The organism is Sphingomonas sp. 77B (genome assembly GCF_056497825.1).
On record NZ_JBWMBY010000001.1, the window covers coordinates 2,354,112 to 2,371,299 of the forward strand.

A 17,188-nucleotide genomic window follows, 5' to 3' on the forward strand; every position below is an offset into this window, starting at 1 on the left:
GCCATCAGGGCTGCCGCGGCCGTTTCTGCCTTAGCTCTAGCGAAAGGAAAAAAATGCCCAAGCTCAAGACCAAGAGCGGCGTCAAGAAGCGCTTCAAGCTCACCGCCACCGGCAAGCTCAAGCACGGCGTGGCCGGCAAGCGCCACCGCCTGATCAGCCATAACGGCAAGTATATCCGCCAGAACCGCGGCACCTCGGTCCTGTCCGATGCCGACACCAAGACCGTGAAGGCCTGGGCGCCTTACGGCCTGAACTGATTTCTGGAAGGATAGAGAGATATGGCACGCGTCAAGCGGGGCACGACCACCAAGGCGAAGCATAAGCGGATTTTGGATCAGGCGAAGGGCTATTATGGCCGTCGCAAGAACACCATCCGCATCGCGCGCCAGGCCGTCGAAAAGGCCGGTCAATATGCGTATCGCGACCGCAAGGTTAAGAAGCGGACCTTCCGTGGTCTGTGGATCCAGCGCATCAACGCCGGTGTCCGGGCCGAGGGCCTGACCTATTCGCAGTTCATGCACGGCCTGAAGCTGGCGGGCGTCGAACTGGACCGGAAGGTCCTGGCCGACATCGCCATGCACGAGGGCGAGGCCTTCAAGGCGATCGTCGCGCAGGCGAAGGCCGCTCTGCCGCAGGCCGCGTAATTCGCGACTGACGGACTAGCGCCGGAAATCAGGAAAGGGCGTCGGTGGGTTCCACCGGCGCCCTTTTTGTTGGCAAATATTCCTCCCCTGCAAGGGGAGGAAGAGAATAGCCTCAATACCGGACGGTCACCGTCCCCAGGATCGAGCGCGGCGCGCCATAATAGCCGCCATCGAAGGTCAGCGCGGTCAGATACTTCGCATTGGTCAGGTTGCGCAGATTCGCCGACAGCGCGATGCGCCGGGTGATGTCGTACTTCGCCATCAGGTCGACCAGCGCATAGCCGTCCTGCCGCACCGAGCGGGTCTGGGTATAGATCACGCTCTGATACTGGGCCGACGCACCCAGCTTGAGGGCAGGCAGGGCGGGCGGCGAATAGACGATGTTCAGCCGCCCGGTGTTGCGCGGCACGAACAGGCGGGCCGGATCGCCCTTCTGATCCTCAATCCGCATCAATGTATAGCCGCCGGTGACCTGCACCCCCTCGGCCAGGCGTCCGCCGACCTCCAGCTCGATCCCCTCGGACTTGGCGTTCACCCCGCGCGAGACGAAGCGGCCGTTGACGAAGCCGATGCTCTCGGCGGTGTTGTCCTGATGCACGCGGAAGATCGCCGCGCTGGCGTTCAGCCGCCCGCCGAACCAGTCGCCCTTGATCCCGGCCTCGATATTTTTGCCGCTGACCGGGGCCAGGATACGCCCGTCCTCGCCGATCGCGTCCTGCGGATTGAAGATCGTCGTATAGCTCGCATAGACGCTGAGCGCGCGGTTCAGATCATAGGTGACGCCCGCAAAGGGCGAGAAGCGGCGATTGTCGTAATTGGTGTCGACGCCGTAGGAAAAGCCGGTGCTGCGCGCATGGGTGAAGTTGCCGCCCAACATCAGCTTCAACGGATCGGCCAGGTTGAAGCGGACCAGGCCGTACAGCGTCTCGCGCCGCGTCTGGGTGCTCTGGCTGGAGGCATAGTCGGTCGAGAAGGGCGTCGGGAAGGTGACCCGCGGGAACGTCCCCTGGAACAGGTCTGGGAAGGGCAGCGGCAGGCCGACCTTGGAATAGTCGTAGCTCGACGTCTGCTGGTAATCCTGCGCACTGCGGTTGACGCCGAACATCAGCTGATGCTCGCGCCCGAACAGCGTGACCGGCCCGGTGGCATAGGCCTCCATGGTCAGGTTGCGGGTCTGTGCACGAAAGGCGCCGGGATAGCTCTTGATGCTCAGGAACTCGCCGGGCTTCATTGGGTCCGGGGCGATGCCGCCCGGCGCGCCGCGCACCGGATTGCCATAGACGTAGAACAGCTCGTCCGCTTCGCTGGTCGCGCGCCGCACCGCGCTGATCCGCGCGACCCAGTCGCCCGCGAAGTGATGCGTCAGGTCGCCGAAGATCTGCCGGTCGATGACGTTCCAGCCCGACCATTCCGGCGCGACATTGGTCGATCGCGGCATGTCGATCCGGGTGCCGTCGGTATAGGTGAGCGGCAGCGCGCCCCACATCGCGCCGTGGCTCTGATGATCCTGATGGCCATAACCGCCGCTGAGCACCGTATCGGGGCCCAGGTCCGCCTCGACCACACCGTACCCGGTCCAGCGGCGCAGGGAATAGCGGTCGAGATAGCTGTCGGCGTCCGACAGCACCCCGACGACACGCGCGCGGACATGGCCGTCCTTGGTCAGCGGGGTGCTGACATCCGCGTCCAGGCGCAGACTGTTGAACGAGCCATATTGCGCGCTGGCGGTCGCCTGCAGGTCCTTGGTCGGGCGCTTGCGGACGAAGTTGATGACGGCGGACGGGTTGCCGGTCGGCGACAACAGGCCCGGCGCGCCGCGCACCACCTCGATATGGTCATAGATGGCGGTGTCGATCGACCCGGTCTGGATGCCGAAGGCGAAAGGCACGCCGATGCCGTCGATCTGGAAGGTCTGGATGTCGAAGCCGCGCGCCGAATAATAGACGCGATCGGTCTCGTTCGCCTGGACATTGATGCCCGGCACCGTGGCCAGCAACTGGTTGACGTCGTTCAGTTGGAAGTCGGTGATCTGCTGGCGGGTGACGATGCTGACCGACTGCGGCGTCTCGCGCAGGGTCAGCGGGATGCGCGTCGCGGTCGTCTGCCCCTCGATCGTATAGTCGTTCCGGCCCTCGGTTCGCTGGCCGGTGACGACGATGTCGTCGCGCCCGGCCTGGGGATCGAGCGCGGGATCCGTGGTGGGCGTGGCGGCGGGCGCGGCGACGGTCAGGGCGGCGGCGTTGGCCACCAGAGTTATCAGCATGGTCATGAGCGACTCCCTTTGCGCCGCTCCTATGGGTGACGATGTGTTATTGCAAGTCACTATCGAAAGCAAAAGCGGCGGGGCCGGCGGTTGTCTTCGGGACCGTCCTGATCGAGGCGGGCGCCAATCACTGGTTGGCGTTGCGCCCCGGGCTTCGGTCGCTATCGGACAGCGTGAACCAGCTCGGGCAGCCCTAGCCATCGCCCCCCATCGCCCCCACATGGGCGGCGACATGGCGCTTCATCTGACCAAGGTCGCGTTCGGGGCGGCCAGTATCGATCATCTGGCGGAACGACTGAAGATGCGGGCGCAGGAGGGGCCGGTGTTCCTGACCACGCGCTATCTGCCCAAGCGGCATGAGGAAGTGGCGGGTCAGGGCTCGCTGTTCTGGATATTGAAGCATCAGCTGGTCGCGCGCTCGCCGATCCTGTCCTTCGGCGAGGCCGAGGGCGGGCGCTGTGCGATCCATATCGATCCCGAGCTGGTGCTGGTCCAGGCGCTGCCCCGGCGCGCGCATCAGGGTTGGCGCTATCTGGAAGCGGCGGATGCGCCGCCCGATCTGGGTGGGTCGGCATCGGGGATCGACGTGATGCCGCCGGTGCTGGTGGGCAAGCTGGTGGAACTGGGGTTGATCTGATCCTCCCCGGTGCGGGGAGGGGGACCGTGCGAAGCATGGTGGAGGGGGGCATCCACAAAGCATAGCCTGTGCGGCTCTCCCCCCTCCGTCAGGCCTTTGGCCTGCCACCTCCCCGCGAGCGGGGAGGATTTAGAATTTCGGCCCGGCCACCGCCGCGCGGGTCTTTTTCGGGACGTCGGCCAGGACCTTGGCGATCGCGGTGTTGCGGGCGTCCTGCGAGGCGTAATCGCGCGCGGACAGCCCGGCGACATTGTCGGCGATGTCGGGATCGGCCCCGGCGGCCAGCAGCTCGCGGACCATGCCGATGTCATGGCGCTGTACCGCGCGGATCAGCGGGGTCTCGCCGGACGAATTGGGGAGGTTCGGGTTCGCCTTGGCCGCCGTCAGGATGCGGATCATCTCGGGCTGGCCGCCCGCCACCGCCAGCAGCAGCGGCGTGTTGCCGCGCCCGTCGCGCAGGTTGGGATCGGCCCCCTTCTGGAGCAGGAAGCGCAAGTACGTCTCGTCGCCGCGCTTGATGACGATGTGCAGCGCGCCCTCGCCGCTGGTCACGTCGCGCGTGTTGATGATGCTGGCACCGGGCCGGTCCAGCATGTTGGTCACGTCATTGCCCTTGGCCTCGCGCACGGCCTGAAGGAATTTGTAGCTTTCCGACTGCATCATCTGCGCGGTGGCCGGCATGGCGAGGGCGCCGAGCAGCACGGCGGCGAGCAGGGGGCGAAGGGACATGAAACGAGATCCTGAGCAATGGAGCATGGCTTGCAACCGACGATTTATCACAGCAAGGCTGTCGGCGTCATGACCCGATTGATCCTGTCCGCTCTGGCCCTGCTGGCGCTCCCCCTGGCCGGTTGCGGCCCCTCCCAGCCCGAGGCGCAGGCCCCGCTGGCGGGGGCGAAGATCGGCGGCCCGTTCCAGCTGACCGATGCGAAGGGCAAGACCGTTACCGACCGCGATTTCGCCGGGCGCTACCGCGTCATGTATTTCGGCTATACCTTCTGCCCCGATGTCTGCCCCACCGATATGCAGGCGATCGCGGCGGGCCTGAAGCTGCTCGACAAGAGCGCGCCCGCCAAGGCGAAGAAGATCGTGCCCCTCTTCATCACCGTGGACCCAGAACGCGACACGGCCCCCGTCGTCGGCCGCTTCGCCGCCGCCTTCGACCCGCGCATCGTCGGGCTGACCGGCACGCCCGCCCAGATCGAGGCGGTGAAAAAGGCCTATGCCGTATGGTCGGCCAAGGGCGATAAGTCGCCGGGCGGCGGTTATCTGGTGAACCACAGCCGCCAGGTCTATCTGATGGACCCGTCGAACAAGCCGCTGGCGCTGGTCCCCGCCGATGAGGGGCCGGAGGCGGTCGCCAGGACGCTCGACCAGTGGGTCCGCTGATGGAGCGCTTCTGGGAAAAGCCGATCGAAAGCCTCGACCGCGCGCAATGGGAGGCCTTGTGCGACGGCTGCGGCAAATGCTGCATCCACAAGCTGGAGGATGAGGAGACGGGTGAGCTGGTGCCGACCAACGTCGCCTGCCGCCTGCTCGACCGGCGCAGCGGGCAATGCTCGAATTATCGCCATCGCCGCGCCTATGTCTCCGAATGCGTGCGGCTGACCATGGGCAATGTCCGGTCGATCGACTGGCTGCCCACCACCTGCGCCTATCGCCTGCGCGCCGCGAACGAGCCGCTGCCCGACTGGCACTACCTGATCTGCGGCGACCGCGAGGCGGTGCACCGTGCGGGCCAGTCGGTGCGCGGCTGGACGATCAGCGAGGATGATGCGGGCGATTTCGAAAACCATATCGTGGACCGGGAATTGTGATCGACGAAGTCGTGCGGCACGCCACCGCCAAGACCATCCGCCTCAGCGTCGATCCCGCCACCGGCACCGCCCGGCTGATCGTGCCCAAGCGCGCGGGGCTGAAAAAGGCGCTGGCCTGGGCGGAGGACAAGAAGGACTGGATCGCCGCACAGCGCGCACGCCTGCCGCATCCGCAGCCTTTCGTGCCGGGTGGGGCGATTCCGTTCGGCGACACGGTCCTGACGCTGGAATGGGAAGAGGGCCGCGCGCGTGTCATCCAGCGCGACGGCGACCGGCTGATCGCGTCCGGGCCGATCGAAACGCTGGGCCGCCGGGTCGAGGCGTGGTTGAAGCGACAGGCGCTGGAGACGCTGGCGCGCGAAACGGCGGAGGTCGCGCGTCTGGCGGGCGTCACCGTGTCCAAGGTCAGCGTCGCCGATCCCAAGGCGCGCTGGGGCAGCTGCGCCTCGACCGGCGCGATCCGCTATAGCTGGCGGCTGATCCTGGCGCCCGACCATGTCCGGCGGGCGACGGTGGCGCATGAGGTCGCGCACCGCGTCCATATGAACCACGCCCCCGCCTTCCATGCGCTCGTCGCCGAGCTGCTGGGCGAGGACCCGGCACCTGCCACCGCCTGGTTGCGGCAGCATGGCGCGGGGCTTCACTGGTACGGTCGGTCGTCCTGACGCTCGCGGGGTAAGCCGCGGGGCGGGTTGCCGGGCGACCGCGGATCGCGTGTCGCCCCGCCCGCACCCCGGCCCGTTACCCGGTCGATCCATGCCTGATCCAGCCGCTGCGGCGGCGGGGCGCCTTGCGCGGGCGGCTGTTGCTGCGCCGGGACACCCGGCTGCGGCTGCTGGATCGGCACCGGGGCACCCGGCTCGCGATGGGTCGGAATCTCGACCGCCTCGCTGCCGTCCTCCGGCGCGCCCGCGCTGGGCGGAGGCAGCGGGTTGCCGTCTGCATCGACCGCCGCGATGCCATTGTCCGGCTGGCCGAAATAGCTCTCCTCATCGGGCTCCAGCTGCCATTCGGGCAGCGTGACCTGCGTGTCGAACTGCTCGATCGGGCGGTTGGCGACGGCAATGCGCATATAGTCGGCAAAGGCCTTGGCGGGCGCGGTGCCGCCATGCAGCCCGGCGACCGGCTTGCCATTGTCGCGCCCCATCCAGACGCCGGTGGTGATCCCGCTGGAGAAGCCCAGGAACCAGCCGTCCTTCGAGCTGGTCGTCGTGCCGGTCTTGCCCGCGACCGGCCGCCCGATCTGCGCGGCGCGACCCGTGCCGGTGTTGACCGTGGTCTGGAGAAGGTCGGTCATCTCGGCGGCGATATAGGGGGCGACCAGCACATGGCTGCGGTCCACCTCATGGGTGTAGATGGTCTGGCCGTTCGCCACGACCTTGGTGATGCCGTAGGGCGTCACCTTCACGCCCTTGTTGGCGATGCTGGCAAAGGCGGCGACCATGTCGATCACATGGACTTCCGACGTGCCGAGCACCATCGACGGGTGGGTGTTGACCGGCGTGGTGATGCCGAAGCGGCGCGCCATGTCGGCGACCGTCTGGAAACCGACCTCCTGGCCCAGCTTCGCCGCCACGGTGTTCAGCGAATAGGCGAAGGCGGTGCGCAAGCTGACGCTGCCCGAATTGCGGCGCGAATCGTTGCGCGGGCTCCAGCCGTCGATGGTGACGGGCTCGTCGACCACCTGGTCCTCGGGCTTGTGGCCCGCCTCCAGCGCGGCGAGATAGACGAACAGCTTGAACGCCGAGCCCGGCTGGCGAACCGCCGTCGTCGCGCGGTTATAGTTGGTCGAGACATAGTCCAGACCGCCGACCATCGCACGCACGCTGCCGTCGCGGTCCAAGCTGACCAGCGCGCCCTGCGTACCCGGAGGGGCATCCTTGCGGACGGCGGCATCGGCCGCGCGCTGCATAGCGAGGTCGAGCGTCGTCCACACGTCGAGCGGCGCGCTCTGCTCGTCGATCAGCGTGTCGAGCTGGGGCAGCGCCCAATCGGTGAAATAGCGAACCGAATTCTGCTTGGGCTCGGGCGCCAGCTTCAGCGCCTGCGGATCGGCGTTGGCGGCCTGGGACGGGGTGATGAAGCCGTTGCGCTCCATCTGCTGAATGACCACGCCCGCGCGGCCCACGGCGGCCTCGGCATCGGCGGTCGGCGAATAGTTGGACGGCGCCTTCACCAGCCCGGCGATCACCGCCGCCTCGGACAGGCTCAGATGCTCGGCACCATGGCCGAAGAACTTGCGGGCCGCCGCGTCGATGCCGTACGCGCCACCGCCATAATAGACTTTGTTGAGATACAGCTCGAGGATCTCGTCCTTCGAGAATTTCAGCTCCATCGCCAGCGCCAGGATCGCCTCGCGGAACTTGCGGCCGAACTTCTTTTGGTTGTTCAGGAAGATGGTGCGGGTGATCTGCTGGGTGATGGTCGAGCCGCCCTGTTTCCAGCGCCCCTTTTCCAGGCGCACCTCGACCGAGCGGGCGATACCGATCGGGTCGACGCCGGGATGGTCGCGGAACCGGCGATCCTCGACCGCGATCGTCGCATCGCGCATGACGATCGGAATCTTGTCATAGGGCAGCCATTCGCCATAGCTCGGCCCGAGCGAGACGATCACCGTGCCGTCGGCGGCATGGACGCGGATCATCTGGCCGTTGGGCGAGGATTTCAGCTCCTCGAAGCTCGGCAGCTGCGACTTCGCGACGAAGACCGCGATCGCCAGCGCACCGACCGCCAGGACGGCGAGCCCGATCAGGATCTGCAGGGTTACGACAATCCGGCGCCGCCAGGGAGAGCGGGGCTTGGAGGAGCGGGGCCGGGGAGACCGGGAAGACGACGCGCGAGGCATGGGACGGCTCGCGAATTACAGGGCTTTGGACATGACCACAAGCGGCCGATGCCGCATCGCGCCTTGCGCCCGGCTGAACCGGCCTGCGAAACCGACGCGTCCGGGACAAATGCATGTGGTAAAGATGCCGATCAAACTTGTTAGTCTTTTATACGGGATCGGTTAGTAAAGCAGACAAAGCCGAATTCGGGGCGAGGTCGGCGGAAAGGGCAGGGATGGAACAGGTCGAACAGCAGCAGGGCACGTCGGCGGAACGCCGCGCGGGCAAGCGCCATTCGGCCGTACTCCTGCTTGGCAAGGTCTGTGGCGATGTGCCCGGCGTCTGCCTGGTCCACAATATCTCCGCCAGCGGCCTGATGGCGCGATTCGTCGACGTTCCGACGGTGGGTGATGCCATCACGATCGAGGTGCGCGGGCTGCCGCCCGTATCCGGGACGGTACGCTGGGTGGAGGGTCGCAAGGCGGGTATCCAGTTCGATTCGCCGCAGCCCTATGAACAGATTTTCTCGCACGAGACCGAGGACGATACGATCCCGCGCCCGCCGCGCTTCCCGATCGCGTTGAACGCCGATGTCCGGCTGGGCACGCACAAGTTCACGACGGCGATGCTCGACGTGTCGGCGGGCGGCGCGAAGATGGTCGTCGAGGGGCCGGTGCAGCCCGGACTGGCGGGGCATATCGTCGTGCGGCCGCTGGGCACCATGATTTCGGGCACGGTCTGCTGGGTGGAGGATGGCCGATTCGGCTTCCGATTCGTCTCGCCCCTGTCGATGGATACGCTCGCGGCGATCGTCGGGCTGCGTTAAGCCCCATCGATATTCAGGTTGGTCCCTTTCCTTCCTCCCCTGGAAGGGGAGGGGGACCATCCGGAGGATGGTAGAGGGGTGTCACCGATCGTGGATGGCGCCAAACCTCTCCAGCCGGGACACCCCTCCGTCAGGCCTACGGCCTGCCACCTCCCCTTACAGGGGAGGAATAGAGGAAGGTCGATTCGACATGGCCCAGGCAAACCGGGCGACGACATCGCCCGGGGCTGGTTTTAAAAGATTTTTCGGAAAATCTGGTGCGGTCGAGAAGACTCGAACTTCCACGGCCTTTCGGCCACAACGACCTCAACGTTGCGCGTCTACCAATTCCGCCACGACCGCACTCGATAGTCACCACCGGCAAGCCGGAGGGCTGGTAGGCGGGTGCCCCTAGCAAAGCGATACGGGTCGTGCAACGCATTTCGACGGGAATGGCAAATTGTCGGTCGCACGGGTTCTTTCTGCGGCTTCGGGCTTTAGGGGCGATCGACATTCAGGCAGGATGCCATACATTCCTCCCCTGCAAGGGGAGGGGGACCATCCAAAGGATGGTGGAGGGGTGTCGCCGGTGGTGAGGAAGGTCCCACTTCTCCAACCGGGACACCCCTCCGTCAGGCCTTCGGCCTGCCACCTCCCCTGTAAGGGGAGGAATGACGTGAGTGTCGATCCGGCCTAGGAACGGGGCATGACCCTGACCCTTCGCCCCGACCGTGCCGAGGCGCGCCGCCTGCTGGGCCTGGCCTGGCCCGTGATGCTGACCAGCCTCAACTGGACGATCCTGCACGTCACCGATGTGATCGTGGTCGGCCGGGTGGGCGAGCATGAGGTCGCCGCGCTCTCGGCCAGCCGGTCGCTGACCTATGTCGCGATCGTCACCGGGCTCGCCTGGCTGTCCGGGGTGCTGGTCCGCGCGTCGCGTGCGGACGGAGCGGGCGACCTGCCGGAAACGGGGCAGGCGTTGCGCGACGGCCTGGTGCTGGGGCTGATCCTGGGCGTGGCGGCGATGCTGATCCTGGGACTGGGCGGCGCATATCTGCTCGCCGGGATCGGCGTCGCGCCCGCGCTTGTCGCGCCGGGTGCGCGGGTCGTGGCGGTCATGGCGCTGGGCTATCCGTTCCAGATGATCCTGATCGCCGCCAGCTTCTTTCTGGAGGGGATCAGCCGCCCGCGCCGGGTGACGGTGGTCAACCTGTCGATCCTGCCGATCAACGCCGCTCTCGCCTGGGCGCTGGCGGGGGGCGAGTTGGGGCTGCCCGCTCTGGGTGCGGTCGGAGCGGCGCTGGCGACGGTGATCGCCTCCGCCCTGGGCGCGGTGGCGATGGTGGCCAGCGCGATGCGGCTGCCGCGCGGAGAGCAGAGGGGCGTGCGGCGGCTGGACCGGGCCGCCTGGGCCCCGACCTTGTCCGGCGCGGCGGGGCTGGCGCGATTCGGGCTGGTGCCCGCCATCGCCTCGGGCCTAGAGCTGGCGGGGTTCGCCATCCTGATTGCGCTGTCGACCCGGCTGGGTGATGCGACCGCGCATGGCTTCCAGATCGTCTTTTCGGTGCACAACGTCACCTTCGCGCTGGCAATCGGCCTGGGGTCGGCGGCAGGTGTCCGTGCGGGCAATGCGGTGGGCGAGGGCGCGGCCCCCGAGGCGGTGTCGCGCACGCTGCTGGCGGTCGGCATCGCGGCGCTGGCGATGGGTGCGTGCAGCCTCCTGCTATGGACGATGCCCGAGACGATCGTCGCTGCCTTTCCCGCCCTGCCCGAGGCCCATGCGGCGGCGGTGGCGATGCTGATGATCTGGGCCCCCTTCATCCTGTTCGACGGGGTGCAGGTCGTGCTGGTCTATGCGCTGCGTTCGATGGGCGATCAGGTGGTGGCCGGGATCAACAGCATCATCGCCTATTTCGTCGTCACCGGCGGGGTCGGCTGGTGGCTGGTCGCCAGCGGCTGGGGCGCGCCTGCGCTCGCCTGGGCTTCGGGCGCGGGGATGCTGGTCGCGGGGGTGCTGCACGGGGCGCGATTTGCCGTCATCGCGCGGCGGTTGCGGGGGTAGCGTGGCCTTCGACTTCGGCGCTAAGCGCCGAAGTTTATCCTGAGCGGCTGGCTTGCCAGCCAGCCGAAGGGCTCAGGCTGAACGGAGCGGGGGAACGGGATCTCCTACCAACAGCCGTTCAGGCTGAGGGTAGTCGAAGCCCACGCCTCAACGCCTCAGTTCGCGCTGCCCTCACCCGCAAAGCTCAGGTCCAGCCGCTTGGAGCTGGGCGGTACGTCGAGCTTGGCCGAGTTGAAGTCCATCGAGGCGCCCGGCCCCAGCGTCCGTTGCTGCGGCGCGATCGCCCAGGAGAAGACGACACGGCCCTGCGCGTCCTTCAGCTCGGCGCGCAGATCGGGCACGCGCTGCGCGGTCGAGGACGGGTTGATGATCTGTCCCGAAATGGCGAACAGCTCCGACCCGTTTTCCAGCTCGCGCCGCTCGATCGGGTTGGAGCGCAGCTCCAGCGCCGATTCGGTGCTGCCGACGCCGAACCAGCCGCCGATGCCGGGCATCCCGGTCCACAGGATCGCCGCCGTCGCGACCAGCATCAGCAGCCCGGCCAGCACCGCGCCGATCGTCCAGCGCCGCACCGGATTGCGGCGCGCGCGGAAGGGCGGGCGATGGGCAAAGGCGTCGAAGCCCGAATCCTCCTGCGCCAGGATGGGCGGTGCAGGCGGCGGCGCGACGATCGGCGGCGGCGGCGGCGGGGGCGGCGGTTCGGCGAAGGCGGCCCCGGCATCCTCGTGCACCGGCGCGATCGCGACCGGGGGCAGCGGCAATTCGGATTGCGGCTCCAGCTCCGGCTCGGGTGGCGACTGGAACCAGCTGTGCCGGCAATTGGCGCAGCGCACGGTTCGCCCCTCCAGCCCGATCGCGCTGTCGGGCACCAGATAGCGGGTGCGGCACTCAGGGCATTCGAGGATCATGCGGTGGGGCACTTCAGGACAGGGCGGATCGACGGACGGACAGGGCCATCCCTCATCAGTCAGGCCCCCTTGCCGATCCAGTAAGCACGCCGCCCCTAGGCGTGGCAAGCGCGAAGCGCGGAACTTGAAGCGCGCGCCCGGCCATGCCAAGGCCATGCAGGCATGGCGAACATCGTCCAGTTCGAGAATGTCGGCCTGCGCTACGGCGTCGGGGAGGAGACCCTGTGCGATGTCAGCTTTACGCTGCGCTCGGGGCAATTCTATTTCCTGACCGGGGCCAGCGGGGCGGGCAAGACCTCGCTGCTCCGCCTGCTATATCTGTCGCAGCGGCCCAGCCGGGGCATCATCCGGCTGTTCGGCGAGGATGCGGTGATCCTGCCGCGCGGGCGCCTGCCCGGTTTCCGGCGGCGGATCGGCGTGGTGTTCCAGGACTTCCGACTGGTCCCGCATCTGTCGGCGGCGGACAATATCGCGCTCCCCTTGCGCGTGGCGGGCATGGCCGAATCGGAGGTCGCCCGCGCGGTGCGCGAGATGCTGAACTGGATCGGCCTGTCCGAGCGTGCGGGCGCGCGGCCTGCGACCCTGTCGGGCGGCGAGCAGCAGCGGGTGGCCATCGCCCGCGCAGTCATCGCGCGGCCCGAATTGCTGGTCGCCGACGAGCCGACCGGCAATGTCGACCCCGCCATGGCCGAGCGGTTGCTGCATCTGTTCCATTCCCTCCACCGGCTGGGCACGACCGTCGTCATGGCGACGCACGACTGGCATCTGATCGAACGGGTGCCGGGTGCGCATCATCTGCATCTGGAGCGCGGGCGGCTGGTCGATCCCGATCCGCTGCCCGCCGCTCCGCCGCCCCGTGGCGAGGCGAAGCCCTCCACCGCCCAGGCGAAGCCGTCCACCATCGTGCGGAACGGCTTGTGAAGCCGGGGCGGAAATCCCGCGCGACGGGTGCAGAGGCGCGCGCGCTCGACGATGGCGGCGGCGCGCATGTCATGAGCTGGGTGATCGCGATCATGCTGTTCCTGACCCTGCTCGCCGGAGCAGCGGGGCTGGCGACCGCGCGCGCGGCGGGGGCGCTCGACCGGCAGATGGCGGGTCGCCTGACCGTCCAGATCGTCGAGGGCGAGACGCAGCGTCGTGACGCCGCCGCCGCGCAGGTGCTGGCGGTGCTGCGCACCCGGCCCGATGTCGCGCGTGCAGTGGCGGTGCCGCAGGCCGATCTGGCGCGGATGCTGCAACCCTGGCTGGGCAATGATGCGGAGGCCGCGGGGCTGCCCGTCCCCGCGCTGATCGATGTCGACCTGACCAGCGATGACGCGGCGGCGATCAACCGCGTGCGCGGTGCCGTGACGCGTGCCAGCCCGGCCGCGCGGGTCGATGCGCACGCCACCTGGCTGGGGCCGGTCGGGCGGCTGCTCAACACCGCCGCCTGGCTGGCGGGGGCGATCATCCTGTTGATGCTGGTCGCGACCATGGCGGTCGTCATGCTGGCGGCGCGCGCCGGGCTGGAGGCGCATCGCGGCACGATCGAGGTCATTCACATGCTGGGCGCTACCGATCGGCAGGTCGCACGGCTGTTCCAGCGGCGGATCGCGCTCGACGCCGGTATCGGCGCGGCGGCGGGCGGCCTGCTGGCCGGGGGCGCGATTCTGCTGATCGCGGGGCAGGTGGCGGCGCTCGATTCGGATCTGCTGGGCGGCATGCGGCTGGGGCTGGTGGATATGGCGATGCTGATCGCGCTGCCCTTTGGCTTTGTCGTGCTGGCGGTCGGTGCGGCGCGGCTGGCGGTGCTGCGCCAGATGCGGCGGATGCTCTGAGATGCTGCGGCTGATCGGTCTGGGGGCACTCGCCTGGTGCCTGGGGTTCGCGGCGTTCATGCTGACCCTGCCGCACCCGCTGGAGAACAACACGACCGATGCGATCGTGGTGCCGACCGGCGGGCCGGGGCGGATCGATCGCGGCATCGCACTCCTCAAGGCGCATCAGGCCAAGCGGATGCTCGTCACCGGCGTCGCGCCCGGCGTACGGCCGATCGATCTGGCGCGCACCTATCGCACCTCGCCGTCGCTGTTTTCCTGTTGCATCGACCTGGGCGGTGAGGCGGTTGATACCCGCTCCAATGCCGAGGAGACGGCGAACTGGGTGCGTCAGCATGGCTATCGCACGGTGCGGCTCGTCACCTCCGACTGGCATCTGCCGCGCGCGAGGATGGAACTGACCGCCGCGCTCGGCAAACAGGTGCTGGTGCTGGGCGACGGCGTGCCGTCCGAGCCGCGCCTGGGCACGCTCATCAACGAATATAACAAGCTGATCCTGCGCCGGATCGCGCTTTGGACAGGGATTGGGGCGTGATTCTTCTTCGCAACATCGTGTTTGTCGCTATCTTCTATCCGATATCGGCGATCATGGCGCTGCTGTCGCCGCTGATCGCGGTGGGAGGGCGCCATGCGGTGATCCACTGGGCGACGACCTGGACGCGCTTTCACCGCCTCTGCACCCGCTGGATCCTGGGCATCCGGGTGAAGGTGGAGGGCACGCGGCCGACCACCCCGGCGCTCTACCCCGCCAAGCACCAGGCGATGTTCGAGACGATGGAGCTGCAACGCATCCTGGGCGCGCCCGCCATGGTGCTGAAGCGTGAGCTGGCCAATATCCCGCTCTGGGGCTGGGCGGTGCGCAAATATGGCGCGATCGTCGTCGACCGCTCGGCCTCGGCCAAGGCGATGCGCGGCATGATGCGCGATGCGCAAGGAGCGGTGAAGCAGGGCCGCGCGATCATGATCTTTCCCGAAGGTACGCGGGTGAAACCGGGCGAGACGCCGCCGCTGAAGCCGGGCTTTGCGGGGCTGTACCGGATGCTCAACCTGCCGGTGGTGCCGGTGGCGACCGATTCGGGGCTGGTCTGGCCGCGAAAGGGGCTGAAGCGGCCGGGGGTGGTGACGCTGCGCTTCGGCGAGGTGATCCCGCCGGGCCTGCCGCGTGCCGAAGCGGAGGCGCGGGTGCACGCCGCGATGAATGCGTTGGAATCCTCCCCGGCACGGGGAGGTGGCAGGCCGCAGGCCTGACGGAGGGGGGCTTCCACAAGGGCCATCCCGCGCGGCGATCCCCCTCCACCATGCTTCGCATGGTCCCCCTCCCCGTACCGGGGAGGATCGTCAGCCCTCGTGGCTGCGCCCGAAATCCTCGCGCGCATCGTCCTGGCCCTGGTCGATGATCGAGCGGCGGATGGCGCGGGTGCGGCTGAACAGGTCGAACAGCTCGTCGCCCTTGCCCCAGCGGATCGCGCGTTGCAGCTGGCTGAGATCCTCGGAAAAGCGCTGGAGCATCTCCAGCACCGCCTCGCGATTGGTCAGGAACACGTCGCGCCACATGGTCGGGTCCGACGCGGCGATGCGGGTGAAGTCCCGGAAACCACCGGCGGAATATTTGATGACTTCCGACTGGGTGACTTCCTCCAGGTCGCTGGCGGTGCCGACGATCGTATAGGCGATCAGGTGCGGCAAATGGCTGGTGACGGCCAGCACCCGGTCGTGATGGTCGGGGGCCATCAATTCGACATCGGCGCCCAGCCGCCGCCAGAACTCGGCGACCCGTTCGACCGCCAGTTCGTCGGCGCCTTCGGGCGGGGTGACGATGCACCAGCGCTTCTGGAACAGCGTGGCGAAGCCCGCCTCGGGTCCGCTGCGCTCGGTGCCCGCGACCGGGTGCGCCGGGATGATCGTCGCACCGGGCAGCGCCTCGGTCAGCGCGGCGAGGACCGCGCCTTTGCAGCTGCCCACGTCCGACACGATCGCCTCGGCGGGCAGGTCGTCGGCGAACTCGGCGGCGACCGCGCCCATCGCGCCGACCGGCACGCACAGCACGACCAGATCGGCATCGATCACGCTCGCGCCTGCCGTGTCCGCGACATCGTCCGCCAGATCGAGCGCGCGCACCGTCTCGCGCACCGCCGGGTCGGCGTCATAGGCGGTGATCCGCGCGGTCGGCATGGCTTTGCGCGTCGCCCGCGCGACCGAGGAGCCGATCAGGCCCAGCCCGATGATGGTGATCCGCGCGAAGGGCAGCATCAGGCGCCCTTTGCCTCCGACTCGACCATCTGGCGCAGTGCGGCGACGACGCCCTTCACCTCATCCTCGGTGCCGATGGTGATGCGCAAGGCGTGGCCCAGCCCCTGGCTCGGCAGCCAGCGGACGATGTATCCGGCATCCATCAGCCCGTGATAGGCGCGCTCGGCGGTCAGGGCGCCCTCGAACAGCACCAGCGAGAAATTGGCCTTGGACGGCACGCAGCGCAGGCCCGCATTGCCCAGCGACGCTATCTGTTCCTCGAACCAGCCGAGCCACGTGGCATTGTGCGCGCGCGACGCCTCGACGAAGCTGCGGTCGCGGATCGCCTCGATCGCGGCGTTCTGGCCCGCGATGGTCACGTTGAACGGCGCGCGGATGCGGTGGAGCGCGTCGATGATTGGCGCGGCGGCATAGCCCCAGCCGATCCGCTCGGCGGCCAGGCCATGGATTTTCGAGAAGGTGCGCGACACCAGCACATTGCCCGCCCGCTCGGCCAGCGCCAGCCCGCCATCATCCTCGCCCGGCTCCAGATATTCGGCATAGGCCTGGTCGAGGACCAGCAGGACATGGGGCGGCAGGCCCGCGTGCAGCCGCGCAATCTCGTCCGCGCCCGCATAAGTGCCGGTCGGGTTGTTGGGATTGGCGACGAAGACGACCTTGGTCTTGTCCGTCACCGCCGCCAGGATCGCATCGACATCGGTGGCATAGTCATAGTCGGCGACCACCACCGGCTCCGCACCGACACGCCGCGTCGCGATTTCATAGACCGCAAAGCCGTAGCGGACATGGATGATCTCGTCCCCCGGCCCGGCGAACGCCCCCGCCGCGAGGTGCAGGATCTCGTCCGATCCGGTGCCGTAGATGATGCGTGCCGGGTCCAGCCCATGCACCGCGCCGATCGCCTCGCGCAACGCGGTCGCGCCCGGATCCGGATAACGCTCCAGCTGGGCGGCGGCGGCGGCGAAGGCGGCGCGCGCCTTTTCGCTCGTCCCCAGCGGGTTCTCATTGGCGGACAATTTGATGACCTTGCGCCCGTCGGCGGTCGTCGCGCGGCCGGGAACGTAAGGCGCGATGGCCTGGACCCAGGAGATCGGTTCGGGGGCTTTGCGGTCGGTCATGGCACCCGCCATAGCGGCCTCGCCCTTGCGTTGCCAAGCATC

At 68.1% G+C, this 17,188-nt stretch carries 18 protein-coding genes and 1 tRNA gene; 12 read left to right on the forward strand and 7 right to left on the reverse strand.

What is annotated here, in order from left to right:
* Nucleotides 1-53 precede the first annotated feature (53 nt).
* Entirely contained in the window at nt 54-257 is a 204-nt protein-coding gene (rpmI, locus tag AC1GI4_RS11100) for a 50S ribosomal protein L35 (RefSeq protein WP_007406658.1), read from the forward strand.
* Between the two features lie 21 nt (nt 258-278).
* Nucleotides 279-644 (forward strand): 50S ribosomal protein L20, encoded by a 366-nt coding sequence (gene rplT, locus AC1GI4_RS11105; protein ID WP_042488147.1) that lies wholly within the window; start codon nt 279-281, stop codon nt 642-644.
* A gap of 112 nt (nt 645-756) precedes the next feature.
* Here rplT and AC1GI4_RS11110 read toward each other — a convergent pair whose 3' ends face one another.
* On the reverse strand, nt 757-2,913 hold the full coding sequence (locus AC1GI4_RS11110) for a TonB-dependent siderophore receptor (RefSeq protein ID WP_479629537.1): 2,157 nt from the start codon (nt 2,911-2,913) through the stop codon (nt 757-759).
* Nucleotides 2,914-3,139: 226 nt separating this feature from the next.
* Between AC1GI4_RS11110 and AC1GI4_RS11115 the strand changes: the two genes are divergently transcribed.
* The gene (locus AC1GI4_RS11115) at nt 3,140-3,544 is read left to right on the forward strand and encodes a DUF1489 family protein (RefSeq protein WP_294275622.1); all 405 of its coding nucleotides are present in this window, start codon (nt 3,140-3,142) and stop codon (nt 3,542-3,544) included.
* A gap of 129 nt (nt 3,545-3,673) precedes the next feature.
* On the opposite strand, the gene AC1GI4_RS11120 is transcribed toward AC1GI4_RS11115, so the two are convergent.
* Nucleotides 3,674-4,273, reverse strand: coding sequence for an ankyrin repeat domain-containing protein (locus tag AC1GI4_RS11120; RefSeq protein ID WP_433909295.1), 600 nt, complete (start codon nt 4,271-4,273; stop codon nt 3,674-3,676).
* Nucleotides 4,274-4,342: 69 nt separating this feature from the next.
* Here AC1GI4_RS11120 and AC1GI4_RS11125 point away from each other — a divergent pair, with 69 nt between their 5' ends.
* From AC1GI4_RS11125 to AC1GI4_RS11135, 3 genes are read left to right on the forward strand one after another with little or no spacing between them, the layout of a single operon-like run.
* Nucleotides 4,343-4,933 (forward strand): SCO family protein, encoded by a 591-nt coding sequence (locus tag AC1GI4_RS11125; RefSeq protein WP_294275618.1) that lies wholly within the window; start codon nt 4,343-4,345, stop codon nt 4,931-4,933.
* Entirely contained in the window at nt 4,933-5,361 is a 429-nt protein-coding gene (locus AC1GI4_RS11130) for a YcgN family cysteine cluster protein (protein ID WP_056436278.1), read from the forward strand. The genes AC1GI4_RS11125 and AC1GI4_RS11130 overlap by 1 nt, the downstream gene beginning before the upstream one ends.
* Nucleotides 5,358-6,026, forward strand: coding sequence for a M48 family metallopeptidase (locus tag AC1GI4_RS11135; RefSeq protein ID WP_294275616.1), 669 nt, complete (start codon nt 5,358-5,360; stop codon nt 6,024-6,026). Before AC1GI4_RS11130 ends, AC1GI4_RS11135 begins: the two co-directional genes overlap by 4 nt.
* On the opposite strand, the gene AC1GI4_RS11140 is transcribed toward AC1GI4_RS11135, so the two are convergent.
* Nucleotides 6,002-8,206 (reverse strand): transglycosylase domain-containing protein, encoded by a 2,205-nt coding sequence (locus tag AC1GI4_RS11140; RefSeq protein ID WP_479629538.1) that lies wholly within the window; start codon nt 8,204-8,206, stop codon nt 6,002-6,004. The genes AC1GI4_RS11135 and AC1GI4_RS11140 overlap by 25 nt on opposite strands.
* 215 nt (nt 8,207-8,421) lie before the next feature.
* On the opposite strand from AC1GI4_RS11140, the gene AC1GI4_RS11145 reads away from it, so the two are divergent.
* Nucleotides 8,422-9,012 carry a PilZ domain-containing protein gene (locus tag AC1GI4_RS11145; protein WP_294275613.1) on the forward strand — a complete coding sequence of 197 codons (591 nt, stop codon included), beginning with the start codon at nt 8,422-8,424 and terminating at the stop codon, nt 9,010-9,012.
* Nucleotides 9,013-9,267: 255 nt separating this feature from the next.
* Here AC1GI4_RS11145 and AC1GI4_RS11150 read toward each other — a convergent pair.
* A tRNA-Leu gene (locus tag AC1GI4_RS11150) sits at nt 9,268-9,354 on the reverse strand.
* 343 nt (nt 9,355-9,697) lie between these two features.
* Here AC1GI4_RS11150 and AC1GI4_RS11155 point away from each other — a divergent pair.
* Nucleotides 9,698-11,053: an MATE family efflux transporter gene (locus AC1GI4_RS11155; protein ID WP_479629539.1), complete on the forward strand. Its 1,356-nt coding sequence runs from the start codon at nt 9,698-9,700 to the stop codon at nt 11,051-11,053.
* 155 nt (nt 11,054-11,208) lie between these two features.
* On the opposite strand, the gene AC1GI4_RS11160 is transcribed toward AC1GI4_RS11155, so the two are convergent.
* On the reverse strand, nt 11,209-11,961 hold the full coding sequence (locus tag AC1GI4_RS11160; RefSeq protein WP_294274982.1) for a zinc-ribbon domain-containing protein: 753 nt from the start codon (nt 11,959-11,961) through the stop codon (nt 11,209-11,211).
* Between the two features lie 162 nt (nt 11,962-12,123).
* On the opposite strand from AC1GI4_RS11160, the gene ftsE reads away from it, so the two are divergent.
* From ftsE to AC1GI4_RS11180, 4 genes are read left to right on the forward strand one after another with little or no spacing between them, the layout of a single operon-like run.
* Nucleotides 12,124-12,882: a cell division ATP-binding protein FtsE gene (gene ftsE, locus AC1GI4_RS11165; protein WP_433909290.1), complete on the forward strand. Its 759-nt coding sequence runs from the start codon at nt 12,124-12,126 to the stop codon at nt 12,880-12,882.
* Nucleotides 12,879-13,778, forward strand: coding sequence for a cell division protein FtsX (locus AC1GI4_RS11170; protein WP_479629540.1), 900 nt, complete (start codon nt 12,879-12,881; stop codon nt 13,776-13,778). The genes ftsE and AC1GI4_RS11170 overlap by 4 nt, the downstream gene beginning before the upstream one ends.
* Before the next feature lies 1 nt (nt 13,779).
* A complete protein-coding gene (locus AC1GI4_RS11175; protein WP_479629541.1) occupies nt 13,780-14,313 on the forward strand; it encodes a YdcF family protein in 534 nt (177 codons plus the stop codon).
* The gene (locus tag AC1GI4_RS11180; protein WP_479629542.1) at nt 14,310-15,026 is read left to right on the forward strand and encodes a lysophospholipid acyltransferase family protein; all 717 of its coding nucleotides are present in this window, start codon (nt 14,310-14,312) and stop codon (nt 15,024-15,026) included. Before AC1GI4_RS11175 ends, AC1GI4_RS11180 begins: the two co-directional genes overlap by 4 nt.
* A 90-nt stretch (nt 15,027-15,116) precedes the next feature.
* Here the strand turns inward: AC1GI4_RS11180 and AC1GI4_RS11185 are convergent, their stop codons facing one another.
* Both AC1GI4_RS11185 and hisC read right to left on the reverse strand, forming a co-directional pair.
* Nucleotides 15,117-16,028: a prephenate/arogenate dehydrogenase family protein gene (locus tag AC1GI4_RS11185; RefSeq protein WP_479629543.1), complete on the reverse strand. Its 912-nt coding sequence runs from the start codon at nt 16,026-16,028 to the stop codon at nt 15,117-15,119.
* On the reverse strand, nt 16,028-17,146 hold the full coding sequence (gene hisC, locus AC1GI4_RS11190) for a histidinol-phosphate transaminase (protein WP_479629544.1): 1,119 nt from the start codon (nt 17,144-17,146) through the stop codon (nt 16,028-16,030). The genes AC1GI4_RS11185 and hisC overlap by 1 nt, the downstream gene beginning before the upstream one ends.
* Between the last annotated feature and the right edge of the window lie 42 nt (nt 17,147-17,188).